The sequence below is a fragment of the Paractinoplanes lichenicola genome, from assembly GCF_016785085.1.
GTDB lineage: Bacteria > Actinomycetota > Actinomycetes > Mycobacteriales > Micromonosporaceae > Actinoplanes > Actinoplanes lichenicola.
In genome coordinates this window covers 489,447-504,234 of record NZ_JAENHO010000006.1, presented here as the reverse complement: position 1 = coordinate 504,234, position 14,788 = coordinate 489,447, and the positions used below count along the sequence as shown (strand labels likewise).

The following is a 14,788-nucleotide window of genomic DNA, read 5'->3' as shown; positions in this document are numbered from 1 at the left end:
AACGTCAGTCGGGAATGTTGCGTCTCCGGACTCCGAGGATGCCCACGGCGGTCAAGGCGGCCGCGACCACGGTCAGGGTGATCAGGGGAGTGGGGGAGAGGTCGCCGCCGGGGAGTTTGGGGGTGTGGGTGAACGGGGAGATGTCGAGGAGCCACTGGTCGAGTTGCAGGGTCTGGCCGACCAGCAGGATCAGCAGGCAGAGGGCGGGCGGCGCCCAGGCCACGGCCGAGAGCCGGGGCAGCAGGCCGAACGCGACCACCGCGAGCGCGGCCAGCACCCACACCGCCGGCAGTTGCACCAGCGTGCCGCCGAGGATCTCGCCGAAGTCGCCCTGGGGATAGGCCAGCGCGACCGCTACCCCCTCGACCGCCAGCACCACGGCCGGGCCCAGCAGCGAGAAGAACAGGTGCGCGCCGGCCCATGCGTACCGGGAGACGGCAGTGCTCAGCGTCGCCTCGGCGTGACCGGTCTGCTCCTCGTCGCGCAGCCGCAGCGTGGCCTGCACGGCATAGCAGGCCGCGATCAGCCCGACGATGCCCGCGATCCCGGCGAAGTAGCTGTCGACCAGTGCCTCCGAGCCGCCGAGCCGGGCGAAGATCTCACCGAGCCCCGAATTCTCCGACGCGATGTCGAGCACGCTGCCGCCGACCCCGCCGAAGACCAGGCCGAGCAGCGCGAACCCGACGACCCAGCCGAGCAGCAGGCCCCGGTGCAGACGCCAGGCCAGCCCGAGCGGCGTCCCCAGCCCGGCCGGGGCCGAAGCCGGGCCCAGGCGCGCGGGCAGCAGGCCGCCCCCGAAGTCGCGCCGGGTCAGCAGCAGCCCGGCGACCCCGGTCGTGACGACCGTGACCGCGAGCGCCAGCAACGCCGGCCACCAGTCGTTCACCCCGTACGGGAAGAGGTGTTGCACCCAGCCGATGGGCGAGAGCCGGCTCAGCCACGCGAGCGACCCGTCGCCGAGGGCCGAGACGTCGCCGCCGACGCGCAGCACGTAGGCGGCCGCGAGCACGATCAGCGCGATCGTCCGGGCCCCGCGCGCGCTGCTGGTGAGCTGGGCGGTGACCGCGCCGACGCCCGCGAACACGCACCCGGCCAGGGCCATCTCGGCGCCGAAGGCCAGCGAGCCCGCCGCCGGCAGGCCCTGCCCGAGCATCGCCGCCGTCACCACCGCGCCCAGCAGCACGCTCGCGGCGCAGGTCGTGATCAGCGCGGCCGCCAGCTGAGCGTGCCGGCCGACCGCCGCGGCGCCGATCAGCTCGGTGCGGCCCGCCTCCTCGTCGGTGCGGGTGTGCCGCACGACCATGAGCAGCGCGCACAGCGCCACCAGCACCGGCTGGAACCCGGCCCGCCAGGCCACGAGCTCACCCAGCGACGAGCCGTGCAGCGGGCCGTAGAGCGTGACGAAGCCGGCGTTGCCCGCGCTGGCCTGGGCGTAGTCGATGCGCTCGGCCTCGGTCGGGAACAACCCCTCGAACGAGGCCACGTAACCCGCCGGGACGAGCCCGAGCAGCACCACCCACAGGGGCAGTACGACGCGGTCACGGCGCAGGATCAGCCGGATGAGCCGGCCGGTGCCGGTCATCGCCGCTCGTCTTTCTGATATTGCCGCAGGAACAGCTCTTCGAGCGACGGCGGCTGGCTGACCAGGCTCTTGACCCCGACGGCGACCAGCTTGCGCAACGCCGGCTCGAGGGCGTCGGTGTCGACGTCGAACCGCACCCGGTCGTGGTCGAGCTGGAAGTCGTGCACCCCGGCCAGCGTGGCCAGCCCGTCCGGCGGCCCGGCCAGCTCGGCCTGGATCGTCGTGCGGGTCAGGTGCCGCATGTCGGCCAGGGTGCCGGTCTCGACCGTACGGCCCTCGCGGATGATCGTCAGCCGGTCGCAGAGCACCTCGACCTCGGCCAGGATGTGGCTGGACAGCAGGACCGTACGGTCGCCGCGCTTCTTCTCCTCGAGGACGACCTCGCGGAACACCTCCTCCATGAGCGGGTCGAGGCCGGAGGTGGGCTCGTCGAGGATTAGTAGCTCCACATCGGACGCCAGCGCCGCGATCAGGGCGACCTTCTGCCGGTTGCCTTTGGAGTAGGTGCGGCCCTTCTTGCGCGGATCGAGCTGGAACCGCTCGAGCAGCTCGGCCTTGCGGGTGGTGTCGAGCCCGCCGCGCAGCCGGCCGAGCAGGTCGATCACCTCGCCGCCGGTCAGCGCGGGCCAGAGGGTGACGTCACCCGGCACGTACGCCAGGCGTTTGTGCAACTCGGTCGCCTCGCTCCACGGATCGCCGCCGAGCAGCGAGACCGTCCCGCCGTTGTGCCTCGACAGGCCGAGCAGGATGCGGATGGTGGTGGTCTTGCCGGCCCCGTTGGGACCGAGGAACCCGTGCACCTCGCCCGTGCGGACGTGCAGGTCGAGCCCGTCGAGGGCGGTGACCTTGCCGAACCGCTTGACGAGCCCCGTGGCGTCGATGGCCTCGGTCATGATGCTTCCTCTCCGGCGATCACCCGGTCGATGGCCGACTCCGCCTGCAGAGCCTGCTCTTTCGTGATGAGGGGTTGGGAGAACAGGTCGAGCGAGGCCCGCAGCATCCGGCCCCACGCCTGCGGCTGGGTGACATCGTCACCGAGCGCGCGCGACATCAAGTCACTCATGGTGAACAGCGACATCTTCATCACGGAGAGCACCGCGACGAAGGCCCGCGGGTCGGCCACCTTGAGATCGGTGGTGGCCAGCCACTGCTCGCCGTACTCCAGCATGCGGTCGAACATCGCGGTGCCGGCCGGCGAGCCGTCCAGGATGGAGCGGATGAGATAGCTCTGCAGCAGCCGGACCCGGAGAGTGAAGCCGTCGAGCGTGGAGAACTCGATGAACTGGCCGCTGACCTTGGTCAGCTCGTGCAGCGCCCACTCGTCGCAGGCGTCGCGCAAGCCCTCCTTGGAGCCGAAATGGTGCCGCAGCAGGCCGGAGGACACGTCGGCCTGCTGCGCGATGTCACGGATCGTCGCACCCTCGACGCCACGCTCCGCAAACAGCTGAATGGCGGCGTCACGGATGCGGGCACGGGCGGTCAGATCGCTACTCACGTGTGTAGCTTACTACACGACTGTGTAGCCGACGTGCCAATTTTCTCCCTATCAAGATCAAGAGCCGGATGTCCCAGGTGAGTGGGTGGTGCGGACCGTCGCTCCCGCGGGGACCGCAGCGGCCTGAGCAGGGCGCCGGGGCGCCCAGAACGCTCAGACCGCCACGGCGACGTGCGTGAGTGGTCGCGCTTACTTCGACTTCAGGGCCGCGCGCGCGTCCTTGGCCGCCTGCCGGATCGGCTCCACCTGCTTCTTGATCGCCGCCGCGTCCGGGCCGGGCTGGATCTTCAACAGGGCGTCGACCTGGCCGCTCAGGGCCTTCTCGACGTCGGCCTTACCCAGCTTCTCGGCGGCGGCCAGCTCGGCGTCGATGGCCGTGGCCAGCCGCACCTTGGGGCCGGTCAGGATGAAGACGCGAAAGTCCGTGACCACGCTGCGGGCCGCGTCCTTGCCGGTCTTGTCGCGCAGCGCGGTCAGGCCGGCGGTCTGGTCGTCGATGAGCTTGGCCAGCGCCGCCTTGTGCGCGGGCTGCAGGTGCTTCGACTTCTCGATCGTGGCGTCGAAGCGCTTCAAGGCGGCCAGCCGGCGGTCGACGCGCTCGGCGACCGACCGCTTCGAGCCGGCCGCGCGCAGGTCATCGGCCAGGTCGGCGGGCTCGTCGAGGGCGCCCATCTGCTGGTCGGCCGAGACCAGCAGGGTGTCGATGGTCTGCGCGGCGACGGGCTGGGCGGCGCACGCCCCGCCGGCGAGCAGGACCCCGGTGAGCAGCAGAGGAGCGAGGATTCGTCTCATGCCGCCGAGCGTCCCGGCCGCCGGTCAGGGGAGTGCGAGCCGTTTGTAAGAGTTGCGTCAGGCTTTGCCGCTGCGATCGGGGAGCAGGCGCTCCTCGTGGTCGAGCTCGCGCTCCAGGATCCGCAGGCCCTCGTCGTTCAGGTTGCCCGCGTCCCGCCAGCGCAGCAGCTCCTCCCGCTGCGCCTCGATCACCTTGCGCCGCACCATCAGCGCCGCCTCGTACTGCGGCGACACCGGCACCTCGTCGGAGTCGGACTTCTCGAGCATGTCGAGCCGCCGGCGGTAACGCTCGAGCCGCACGTCGAGCTGCTTGCGCATGTGCTCGATCGCCACATCCTCGACGTGGTCGTGCTGCTCCTCCTGGATCTCGTCGAGCCTGTCCAGGGCGGCCTGCACCGACGCCGACCGGGCCTCGTTGCGCTCGCGGGCCTCGTCGCTCTTGTTGGCCCGCAACCCCAGCCACTGCACCAGCGGCGCGAACGTCAGACCCTGGCCCAGCAGCGTCACCAGCACCACCACGAACGCGCAGAAATGCAGCAGGTCGCGCTGCGGCACCGTCTCGGGCAGCGTGAAGATGGCGGCCAGGCTGATCACGCCGCGGGTGCCGGCCCAGCTCAGCGCGGTCACTTCCTTGCCGGTCAGCGCCTTCTCGCGCACTCTCTCGACGCGCGCCGGGTCGGCCGACTCGTCCTCGGCCATCGGCTCGCCGCCCAGCCGCATGTGCAACGAGCGCGGCAGCAGCTGGGTCAGGATCAGCCACAACGGCCGCAGCAGCAGCGTCACGCCGACCGTCACCGCCACCGCGATCACGACGGTCGAGGTCTCGTATTCGCTCAGCCCCTCGACCACGGTCGGCAGCTGCTGCCCGATCAGCAGGAAGACCAGGCCCTCGAGCAGGAAGTCGACGAGCCGCCAGACCGCGGTGGTCTGCAGCCGGCTGGCCGCCACGCTGTGCCGCGACGAGTCGTGCCCGATGATCAGACCGGCGATGACGACGGCGAGCACACCCGAGACGTGCACCGACTCGGCCAGCACGTACGCCGCGAGGGGGGTGGCCAGCGAGATCGCGTTCGCGGTCAGCGGGTCGCCGCGCAGGTGCCGTAGGTAGCGGACGACGTACGCCACCACGACACCGGCCACCACGCCACCGGCCGCCATCACGAAGAACTCGAGGGTCGCCGCCGGGAACGAGAACCCGCCGCCGTCGGTAGCCGCGATCGCCACGGTCAGGATGGTCAGCGCGGTCGCGTCGTTGAGCAGGCCCTCACCCTGGATCAGGGTGATTATCTTGGGCGGCAACCCGGCCCGGCGGCCCACGGCCAGCGCGGCGACCGGGTCGGGCGGGGCTACGGCGGCGCCCAGGGCGATGCCGGCCGCGAGGGTCGCGCCGGTCACCCACAGGTTCATCCCGACGCCGATGAGCAGCGCGGTGGCCAGCACCAGCAAGACCGAGAGGCTGACCACCGTACGCATGTGCCGGCGGATGTCGAGCAATGACGCGTCCAGCGCTGCGCTGTAGAGCAACGGCGGGATCACGTACGTCATGATCAGCTCAGGTTCGAGCTCGACGTTCGGGCCGGGCAGCACGGCGTACGTAATGCCCGCGATCGTGAGCAGCGCGGCCGCCGGCAGGCCGGTCTTCTCGGAGATCACCCGGATCGCCACGATCACGCCGACGGCGGCCAGGATGAAGAGCAGGGTTCCCTCGACGTGCACGTTGAACATCTTTCCCTGCCCGGCCCCGCCGATGAGGCCGGGCGGGGAAAGCAGTTGTCAGTAGCGGTAGTGCTCGGGCTTGTAGGGGCCCTCGATGTCGACCCCCAGGTATTCCGCCTGCTTCTTGGTGAGCGTGGTCAGGCGAACGCCCAGGGCGTCCAGGTGCAGCCGAGCCACCTTCTCATCCAGATGTTTCGGGAGGACGAACACCTGCTTCTCGTACTCGCCCGGCTTGGTCCACAGCTCGATCTGCGCCATCACCTGGTTGGTGAAGGAGTTCGACATCACGAAGCTGGGGTGACCGGTCGCATTGCCCAGGTTCATCAGGCGGCCCTCGGAGAGAACGATCACGGAGTGACCGTCCGGGAAGCGCCACTCGTGCACCTGCGGCTTGATTTCAACCTTATCGATTCCGGGAACCTTGGCCAGGCCCGCCATGTCGATTTCGTCGTCGAAGTGGCCGACGTTACCGACGATCGCGTTGTGCTTCATCGCCGACAGGTGCTCGGCGGTGATGATGTCGGTGCCACCGGTGGTGGTGATGAAGATGTCAGCCTCAGCGACGACATCCTCGAGCGTCACGACCTGCATGCCGTCCATCGCGGCCTGCAGCGCGCAGATCGGGTCGACCTCGGTGACGACCACGCGGGCGCCCTGACCCCGCAGGGTCTCGGCCGAGCCCTTGCCGACGTCGCCGTAACCGCAGACCACGGCCAGCTTGCCGCCCAGCATCACGTCGGTCGCGCGGTTGAGACCGTCGACCAGCGAGTGCCGGATGCCGTACTTGTTGTCGAACTTGCTCTTGGTGACCGCGTCGTTGACGTTGATCGCCGGGAAGAGCAGCGTGCCCTCCTTGGCCAGCTTGTAGAGCCGGGCCACACCGGTCGTCGTCTCCTCGGTCACGCCGCGGATCTCGGCCGCGATGCGGGTGAACCGCTGCGGGTCCTCGGCCAGGCTCGCGCGCAGCGTCTCAAGGATGATCCGGTATTCGTGGTTGTCGTCCTCGGTGGCCTGCGGCACCGCGCCGGCCGCCTCGAACTCGACACCCTTGTGCACGAGCAGGGTCGCGTCGCCACCGTCGTCGAGGATCATGTTCGGGCCGAGGCCGTCACCGAAGTCGAACAGCTTCATGGTGGCCCACCAGTATTCGTCCAGCGTCTCGCCCTTCCAGGCGAAGACCGGGACGCCGACCGGCTTGTCGACCGAACCGTCGCGACCGACGACGACCGCGGCGGCCGCCTCGTCCTGCGTCGAGAAGATGTTGCAGGACACCCAGCGGACCTGCGCGCCCAGCGCGACCAGCGTCTCGATCAGCACGGCGGTCTGCACGGTCATGTGCAGCGAACCGGCGATCCGGGCGCCGGCCAGCGGCTTGCTGTCGCCGAACTCCTCGCGCAGCGACATCAGGCCCGGCATCTCGTGCTCGGCCAGACGCAGCTGGTGGCGCCCCGCCTCGGCCAGCGAGATGTCGGCGACCGCGAACGCGACCCCGTTGACAGAGGTCAGGCGGCTTTTGGCAAGATCGGTGCTCATACGAGGGTCTCCTCCCTCATCAGGAGGCGCCCTTGACTTCAGAAACCCGGGCCGAGCGTGGCGGAGACCAGGCATCGCCGGTTCCGTCGCAGCGCCTCTCGACGCGGGCAGCTCTTAGCTTAGCCGGAGACGGAGATTCGTTCGACCGGCAGCCGTATCTTCCCGGTCGGCGTTCGCTCCACTAGCCTCGCGTCTGCCCTCCCCGCTTCCCCCGTTCTTTTTTGAGGAACTCGCCCCGGTTATGAGGCTTCGCACCCAGCTGACGCTGACCGTCACCGCCCTCGTCGCGCTCGTGGTGGCGCTCGCCGGTCTGCTCATCGTCGTGCGAATCGACCACCGAGACCGCGCCGACCTGGACCGCGTCCTCGCCGCCCGCGCCGAACAGGTGCGCGCCGCCGCCGAGAAGAACGGTTCGCTCCCCACCGACGGCAGCTTCGCGATCCGCCTCATCCAGGGCGGCGAGATGCTCAAACAGGTCGGCTCGTCGGCCGGCTTCCCGATGCCCGCCCAAGACGGGTTTTCGACAGTCAACTCGGGCGACGACGAGTGGCGCTCCCTGGCCCAGACCCTGCCGACCGGGGCCCAGATGCAAATTCTGATGAGCCTGGACGACCTTTCCGAGCAGCACACCGATAACGTGCTGGTCGTGGATCTGCTGGTGCTGCTCGCCGCCGTCTTGAGCGCGGCCGGGGTGTGGTTTGCGACGGGGTTGGTGTTGCGGCCGTTCCAGCGGTTGCTGGGGGCGGCCCGGGAGCTGGACCCGGCCGATCCTGGGCAGCGGCTTCCCGAGGTGAGGAGCCCGCGGGAGGTCGCCGAGCTCACCGACACCTTGAACGATCTTCTTGCCAGGGCGCGTTCCTCATCTCCCGCCGCCCCCGCCACCACCTCCTTTTCCGCGGTCGACACCTCGTCGACCTCGTCGACCTCCTCGGCCGACGCTGCCTCGACCGACTCCCGGACGTCGTCCGGCACCCCCTCGGCCGTTGCCGCCCCCACCGTGGAGATGCGCGCAGTCGAGCCCAAACGCGCCCACCGACCGGACGCCTCCGACCCGTCGACCAGCACGGCCCTCCCCGCCGACCACCCGCAGGGCAACGCCCCGAGCCGACCCACGAGCGACGCCGAGCCGTCATCAGGCGCGAGCCGGCCCGCCGCCGGTTTCGAGCCGTCACCGACCCGGTCAAGCCAGCCCGCCGCCGGGTCCGGGCCGTCACCGGACGCGTCGGGTCAGCCCGCTGGGTCCGAGTCGTCGTCAGGTGCGTCGAAGCCGTCCACCGGGGCAGCCGAGTTGTCGCCGGCCGCGTCCGGGCAGTCCGCCGACGTGTCTGAGGACGCGTCCGGGGCGTCGGGAGGCGAGCTGTCCCAGCCGGCCGCCGAACCCGTCCCCGTTACCGAGCCGGCGCTTGCCCCCGAAGCGGCTCAGGCCCCGGTCGTCTCGCCGGCCGTCGCCGAGCTGCGGCCGAGCCTCGCCGACATGGGCTACCAGCTCGATCAGCTGCTGGACAACCCGGAGATGCCGGCCACCCAGCGCCACCTCATCCTGGCGGTCATGGCGGACGAGCACCGCCGCATGACCGCCCTGCTCGACGGTGACGCGTGACCAGTCGCGCGATGGGCTGACCAGACATCAAAGTCCTTCCATAAAACCTCAGAAACCCCTCATCCTGTACGAACGTGGGGTCGGATCCCTGCGTGTGCGAAGACGCTACCGCTCGAAAAGAGCACCGCACGGGCCTGTGGATAACTAGCTGCCGCCTGTGGATAACTGCGCCCCACGACTTGCCGTAAGGCGTAGGGTCGCCGCATCCCTGCCCTGGGTGGCTGGGGGTGGCGGTGGGTATACCAGGAAGAAAAGGTACAAAAAGGGGGGGCGGGCCCGCGTGAAGCATCCCTATCGGATTCGCGAGATCGCCGCTCAGGCCGGGCTCAGTCAGGCCACCGTCGATCGGGTGCTGCACGGGCGGGGCGGGGTGCGGGAGAGCAGCGTTCGCGCGGTGCATCAGGCGATCGCGGCGCTTGATCGGCGGCAGGAGCAGAGCCCGCTGCCGGCCCGGGTGTTTCCGATCGATCTGGTGGTGCGCGATCGGGTGCGGGTTGAGGCGGCGCTGCGGGCCGAGCTGGGTGGGTTGCGTCCGGCGGTGGTCCGGCCCCGCTTCCACGCGGCGGGTGATCCGGTGGCGGCGTTGGCCAGGATCGCGCGGTCCCAGTCGCAGGGGGTGATCCTGCAGGCGGCCGAGACGCCGGAGCTGGTCGAGGCGATCGGGCGGCTGGAGATCCCGGTGGTCACGCTCGGTGCCGACCTGCCGGCGAGCAAACGGGTCGCGCACGTCGGTCTCGACGAGCGCGAGGCGGGGGCGACCGCCGCCTATCTGATCGAGCAATGGCTGGCCGACCGGGCGGGAGTGATCCTGGTGACGGCGGCCGGCGACAAAGCCACAACAACGGCCGGCGAGCAAGCCACCAAAACGGCGGGCGAGCAAGCCACCACAACGGCCGGCGACGAAGCCACCAAAACGGCGGGCGAGCAAGCCACCACAACGGCCGGCGAAGAGGCCAGGGAGCGCGTGGTGGGTTTCCGGGCCGAGCTGGGGTCGCGGGCGCCCAACAGGCGAGTGCTGATCTCCGGGCCGGCCGAAGTGAGGGACGAGCTGGCGGCCAATCCCTCGGTGCGCGCGGTCTACGACCCGGGCAGCGGCGACACGGACGGGGTGGTGGCGGCCTTCGCCGAGATGCGGCGCAACTACGACGTCTTCGTGGCGCACGACCTGGACGAAGCGAGTGCGGAGCTCCTGCGTACGGAAAGCTTTCCGCCGTGTTGCATCACGACCTGCGAGCCGATCTGAGGCTGGCCTGCCTCGCCCTCCTGCAGGCGCTCGGCGCGCTGCCCGGCCCGGTGCGATCGGCCGCGTCCAGCGTCCAGGTGGTCACCCCGCTGAACATCCCGGCCGCATAAAAAGAACAGCAAAGCTGTCCGGATCGGGGGTCGGCCGTTCGTCACCCAGGTGACACGCTGACCGAGCCGACCGAGGAGACAGCGATGAAGTACATGATGTTCGTCTGCAGCGACCCCGAGCCCGAGACCGACGAGAGCAGGGTGCCGGACATCGAGGTCTGGGTGGCCGAGAACGACGCCGCCGGCCGCCGCGTGACGGGGAACGTGCTGGCCCCGCCGAGCGCGGCCACGACCGTACGGGTGCGGGGTGGCGAGACCATGTTGACCGATGGTCCGTTCACCGAGACCAAGGAGGTCATTGTGGGTTTCGACATCCTCGAGTGTGCCGACCTGGACGAGGCGATCGCGGTCGCCGCCGCACATCCGATGGCCCACGGCGGGCGGATCGAGCTCCGGCCGTACGCCGACCTTTAAGAGATGGATGCCGTCGCGCAGGCCCATCGGGAGCATTGGGGCCGCATCGTCGCCACCCTGATCCGGGTGACGGGGGATTGGACGCTGGCCGAGGACTGTGCGCAGGACGCGCTGGCTATCGCGCTCGAGAAGTGGCCGCGCGACGGCGTTCCCGACAATCCGGGCGGCTGGTTGACGACTGTCGCCCGGAACCGGGCCCTTGATCATGTGCGGCGCGCCGCTGTTGAGCAGCGCAAACTGCGGGAGGCGACGTTGATCCAGCCGCAGCGAGCCAACGACGACCTGCTGAGCCTGATCTTCACGTGCTGCCATCCCGCGCTCGCCTTGGAGGCCCGGGTGGCGCTCACCCTGCGTACGGTGGCGGGCCTGTCGACGGCCGACATCGCGCGCGCCTTCCTCGTTACCGAACCCACGATGACCAGGCGCATCACCCGGGCCAAGTCCAAGATCGCGCAGGCTCGGATCCCGTACCGGGTGCCCGAGGGTGACGCCCTGCACGAGCGGCTGCCGGGGGTGCTCGCGGTGCTCTACCTGCTGTTCAACCAGGGCTACGACGGGGAGCCGCTGATCGCCGACGAGGCCATCCGGCTGGCCCGGCTGCTGGCGGGGCTGATGCCCGGCGAGTCGGAGGTGGCGTCGCTGCTCGCGCTGTTCCTGCTGCAGCACTCCCGGCGGGCCGCCCGGCGCGACGAGCGGGGCGACCTGGTCACGCTCGACCGCCAGGACCGTACGAGGTGGGACCGCGCGGCCATCGCCGAGGCGCTCGAGATCCTGCTGCGCACCCCCATCGAGGGCCCGTACGCCCTGCACGCGCGGATCGCCGCCGGTCACGCGGGTGACGAATCGGACTGGCGGTCGATCGCGCTCTGGTACGACGAGTTGGTCCGGGTTCAGCCGACCGCGGTCGTCGAGCTGAACCGGGCCGTGGCGCACGGATATGCGTACGGTCCGGAGGCCGGTCTGAAAATGCTCCCGGAACTGGAGAATTATCCCCTGTCGATCGCTGTCGAAGCGGATCTCACGGCGCGCGCGGGCCGGACGGAGGACGCCAAAAAGCTCTTCCGGGAGGCGGCCGCGAAAATCCCGGACGGCCCGGAGAGAAGAGCCCTGTTGTCACGCGCCGACGAGCTCTAGCACCGTTCCGCCCGCCCCGGCCCGCAGCAGCCCGAGCGCGGCCGCCACGACCTTGGTGGGCGGAATGAGCGGGGCCGCCCGGGCGCGTTCGTCGGGCGTCATCGCGGCCAGTTCGGCGTGGGCGCGGTCGAGGCCGATCCAGTTGGGTACCAGGCACGTCACGCGGGTGCCGCCGATCCGGCCCGGGTCGCCCAGCGCCGTGGTGAAACGGATCAGGCCGGCCTTCGCCGCGCCGTATTCGGGGGAGCCGTACGGGGTCTCCTCCGACCCGGCCGAGGAGGCGATGTTGACGATCGCGCCCCCGCCCAGCCGGGCCATCGGGGCCAGGGCGAGCTGGGTCAGGTGCATGGGGGCGCGCAGGTTGAGGTCGAGGGTGCGGCCCCACGCCTCGGGGTCGGCGTCGGGGAACTGCGCGCCCGGCGTCCAGCCGCCCGCGTTGTTGATCAGCACGTGCGGCCCGCCCGCCTCGACCGCCCGCGCGATCAGCGCCTCGGCGTCCGAGCGGGAGGTGACATCGCAGGTCACGGCAGTGCCGCCGGTGAGCCGGGCGGTCTCCTCGGCCGCGGCGCGATCGACGTCGGCGGCTATGACGTGCGCGCCGTCCTCAGCAAGGCCGACCGCGAGAAAGCGGCCGAGCCCGGAACCGGCCCCGGTGACAACAGCGATATCCACCGGGAGAACCTACGCGGCCGCCAACCGGTTCGAGGCGTCGAGGGCCCGCGTCGACCACCGGACGGCGTCCATGTATTGCGGGGCCAGGTCGAACGTGCCCAGCTCACCCCGCTCGTACGAGTCGACGGCCCGCAGCACCTGCCCGAGCCGCCCGCTGCCGGTCGTGAGCGCGGCCGCCACCGCCGGGGCCAGCGGGAACTGCTCGGTCATGGCGGCCGGCGGGATGCCCAGAATCGACGCCACCCCGGTGATCACCCCGGCCATGAACGCCGCGTCGGGCGTCGCCCCGAACCACTGCGCCACGTTCTCGCACAGCCGGGCCCGGGTCAGCACGCCCAGCATGTGCTCCTCGGTGGCCCCGCCCACGTCGTCCAGCACCATGAGCATCGCCCACTGCCGGATGTGCTTGAGCCCGACCATCACCACGGCCTGCCGCACTGAGGAGACCCGGTTGGCGTGCCCCGCGGCGACCGAGTTGCTCGCCCGCAGCACGCGCAGGGACAACGCCGGGTCGCTGGCGATGATCGAGACGATCCGCGGCATGTCGGCGTCGGGGGCGCTGAGCGCGTTGACCAGCTCGAGCCGGCGCAGCCGGGAGGGGGAGAGGCTGGCCACGGTCAGCACCTGGGGCCGGCTCAGGGCGTAACCCTGGCGCAGCTCCATGCCGTAGCGGTCGGCCAGCGCGACCTGCTCGTCAGTCTCCAGCCGCTCCGCCACGAGCTGGATGTTGGGGAACCGGCGCACCGCCGCGACCACCTCGTCCAGGTGCTCGAGATCGCCGTCGAGAAGATCGAGTTTCACGTACGAGGCCAGGCCGAACAGCCGCTCCTGCCCGGCGCCCCAGACGAAGTCGTCGAGGGCGATCCGATAGCCGGCCTCGGCCAGGCGGGTGATCCCGGCGACCACGTCGTCGTCCATCTCGACCGTCTCGAGCACCTCGAGCACCACCTGGTCCGGCCCGAACGGCAGCGGCAGCTCCCCGGAGAGGAACTCGCGGGTCAGGTTGATGAAGCAAAAACGGTCGCCCGCGACCTCACCGATGCCGAACTCGGTGAAGGCGTTGATCATGACCGTGCTGGTCGCATACGTGTCCTGGCGGCCCGCCGCGACCGCCTCCATGCTGCCCCGGAAGAGCAGCTCGTACGCGACGACGTCACCGTGCACATCGAAGATCGGCTGACGACCCACGTGCACCAGCTGGGTGCCGTCCGCGGACTCCGATGATCTCACGGGCTGCCTATCGGCCGGACGGATGACGAGTTGATGCTTTGGCCGGGACGGATCCGCCGGTCAGCCACCACGGGCTTGAATAGGCCAGGCCCAGGTCGTTGCACGCGTGCCCGGCCGGACCGGGCGACTTGTTGTCGCGGCTCGGGTCCGACACCCGCAGCACGACCCAGTCGCCGTCGGCCACGTTGAGCGGCACGGTGAACTTGAGAACGTTCCCGGACTCCAGATGCCGCATCTCGACGACCTCGGGCGCCGTCGCGCCGGGCCGCAGCACCTGCAGGTTCAGCTTGCGGCCGGCGAGCTCGGGACCCGGGTCGAGGTCGACGCGGAAGGTCACCTCCCGCCGGGCGATCGGCAGGCGGCCACCCATCCGTACGCCGTCGGCCGTGGCGTCCAGGCGCAGCCCGCGCACCCGGCTCGCGAAGAACCGGCGCGCCCGCAGCGCGGCCAGCACCCCGGCCCGGGAGTTCGCGGTGACCCAGAGGCCCGTACGCCCCTTGTTCTCGTCGTGCCCCCAGTCGAAGCCGTGCTCGTCAGCCACCCCGCTCAGGCCCGTACGCCACCCCGCGTTGAGACAGGCCACCAGCGGGGAGCTGAACTTGGGCCAGCCCTCGAACAGGTAGTCGTCCTCGTTGTTGAAGATCTCCAGCGCGACCAGCTGCTCGGCCACCCGCGCGTCGTACGCGAACTCGCCGAACCGTTCGCGCTGCCGCCCCGGGTGGTTGAAGCTGGCCAGACCCTCGGTGCGGGCCAGCCAGTCGTACAGGGGCGTCATGGTCTTGACCCCGCCCGAGCCGAGAAACGAGTCGGTGCCCCAGACGTTGACGTGCCCGAGGTGCGAATGCGACCACTCGAAGCCGCGCAGCGACGTGTAGGTGCCGGCCGCGTCGGCCTGCTCGGTCAGCTCGCCGATCTGCTTCCACTTGGCCGTCGTGATCCCGGTGAAGCCCGAGTCGGTGGCGTGGTCGGTCAGCGCGGCGACGTCCATCCCGGCCTTGCGCATCGACGCGTAAGCCAGTTCGGGCTCGCCCATGCCGTCCGACAGCAGCGTGTGATTGTGCAGGTCGGCGTGCACGAGCGTGGTGCCGCGGGTCACCCGCGACCGGCGGCCGGCCCCGGTCGGCGCCGCCTGCGCGGTCCCGGGCGCGGTGCCCAGCATGAGGAGACTGCCGGCACCGGCCAGCAAGGAACGACGGGAGACATGGTGATGGTGGCCTGAGGTCACCCAGGGAGCATGTCAAGGCCTCCGGCGATGATCAGGCGAATC

General features: G+C 70.5%; 14 protein-coding genes. 5 read left to right on the top strand and 9 right to left on the bottom strand.

Features of this window, described 5'->3' with window-relative positions:
- Positions 1–4 precede the first annotated feature (4 nt).
- From JKJ07_RS23470 to ahcY, 6 genes are all read right to left on the bottom strand, one after another.
- The gene (locus tag JKJ07_RS23470) at positions 5–1,582 is read right to left on the bottom strand and encodes an ABC transporter permease (protein ID WP_202993841.1); all 1,578 of its coding nucleotides are present in this window, start codon (positions 1,580–1,582) and stop codon (positions 5–7) included.
- Positions 1,579–2,475 carry an ABC transporter ATP-binding protein gene (locus JKJ07_RS23465; protein ID WP_202993840.1) on the bottom strand — a complete coding sequence of 299 codons (897 nt, stop codon included), beginning with the start codon at positions 2,473–2,475 and terminating at the stop codon, positions 1,579–1,581. Before JKJ07_RS23465 ends, JKJ07_RS23470 begins: the two co-directional genes overlap by 4 nt.
- Positions 2,472–3,077: a TetR/AcrR family transcriptional regulator gene (locus tag JKJ07_RS51810; RefSeq protein ID WP_202993839.1), complete on the bottom strand. Its 606-nt coding sequence runs from the start codon at positions 3,075–3,077 to the stop codon at positions 2,472–2,474. Before JKJ07_RS51810 ends, JKJ07_RS23465 begins: the two co-directional genes overlap by 4 nt.
- Positions 3,078–3,266: 189 nt before the next feature.
- A complete protein-coding gene (locus JKJ07_RS23455) occupies positions 3,267–3,869 on the bottom strand; it encodes a hypothetical protein (protein WP_202993838.1) in 603 nt (200 codons plus the stop codon).
- A 57-nt stretch (positions 3,870–3,926) separates the two neighbouring features.
- Entirely contained in the window at positions 3,927–5,594 is a 1,668-nt protein-coding gene (locus JKJ07_RS23450) for a Na+/H+ antiporter (protein WP_202993837.1), read from the bottom strand.
- A 48-nt stretch (positions 5,595–5,642) separates the two neighbouring features.
- The gene (gene ahcY / locus JKJ07_RS23445) at positions 5,643–7,118 is read right to left on the bottom strand and encodes an adenosylhomocysteinase (RefSeq protein WP_202993836.1); all 1,476 of its coding nucleotides are present in this window, start codon (positions 7,116–7,118) and stop codon (positions 5,643–5,645) included.
- Between the two features lie 241 nt (positions 7,119–7,359).
- Here ahcY and JKJ07_RS23440 point away from each other — a divergent pair, with 241 nt between their 5' ends.
- The 5 genes from JKJ07_RS23440 (at position 7,360) to JKJ07_RS23425 (ending at position 11,619) form a co-directional block, all read left to right on the top strand.
- The gene (locus tag JKJ07_RS23440) at positions 7,360–8,718 is read left to right on the top strand and encodes a HAMP domain-containing protein (protein ID WP_202993835.1); all 1,359 of its coding nucleotides are present in this window, start codon (positions 7,360–7,362) and stop codon (positions 8,716–8,718) included.
- 280 nt (positions 8,719–8,998) lie between these two features.
- Positions 8,999–9,961 carry a LacI family DNA-binding transcriptional regulator gene (locus JKJ07_RS23435; protein ID WP_307834365.1) on the top strand — a complete coding sequence of 321 codons (963 nt, stop codon included), beginning with the start codon at positions 8,999–9,001 and terminating at the stop codon, positions 9,959–9,961.
- Positions 9,931–10,071, top strand: coding sequence for a hypothetical protein (locus JKJ07_RS50030; RefSeq protein WP_236029687.1), 141 nt, complete (start codon positions 9,931–9,933; stop codon positions 10,069–10,071). The genes JKJ07_RS23435 and JKJ07_RS50030 overlap by 31 nt, the downstream gene beginning before the upstream one ends.
- 84 nt (positions 10,072–10,155) lie before the next feature.
- On the top strand, positions 10,156–10,485 hold the full coding sequence (locus JKJ07_RS23430; RefSeq protein WP_202993834.1) for a YciI family protein: 330 nt from the start codon (positions 10,156–10,158) through the stop codon (positions 10,483–10,485).
- A gap of 3 nt (positions 10,486–10,488) precedes the next feature.
- Complete coding sequence (locus JKJ07_RS23425) at positions 10,489–11,619, top strand: RNA polymerase sigma factor (RefSeq protein ID WP_202993833.1); 1,131 nt, start codon at positions 10,489–10,491, stop codon at positions 11,617–11,619.
- Here JKJ07_RS23425 and JKJ07_RS23420 read toward each other — a convergent pair.
- Genes JKJ07_RS23420 through JKJ07_RS23410 form a run of 3 tightly spaced genes read right to left on the bottom strand, consistent with a single transcriptional unit; the run spans position 11,599 to position 14,746 of the window.
- Complete coding sequence (locus tag JKJ07_RS23420; RefSeq protein ID WP_202993832.1) at positions 11,599–12,291, bottom strand: SDR family NAD(P)-dependent oxidoreductase; 693 nt, start codon at positions 12,289–12,291, stop codon at positions 11,599–11,601. The genes JKJ07_RS23425 and JKJ07_RS23420 overlap by 21 nt on opposite strands.
- Before the next feature lie 9 nt (positions 12,292–12,300).
- Positions 12,301–13,521 carry an EAL and HDOD domain-containing protein gene (locus tag JKJ07_RS23415; RefSeq protein WP_307834364.1) on the bottom strand — a complete coding sequence of 407 codons (1,221 nt, stop codon included), beginning with the start codon at positions 13,519–13,521 and terminating at the stop codon, positions 12,301–12,303.
- A 7-nt stretch (positions 13,522–13,528) separates the two neighbouring features.
- Complete coding sequence (locus tag JKJ07_RS23410) at positions 13,529–14,746, bottom strand: CehA/McbA family metallohydrolase (RefSeq protein WP_307834363.1); 1,218 nt, start codon at positions 14,744–14,746, stop codon at positions 13,529–13,531.
- Positions 14,747–14,788 lie beyond the last annotated feature (42 nt).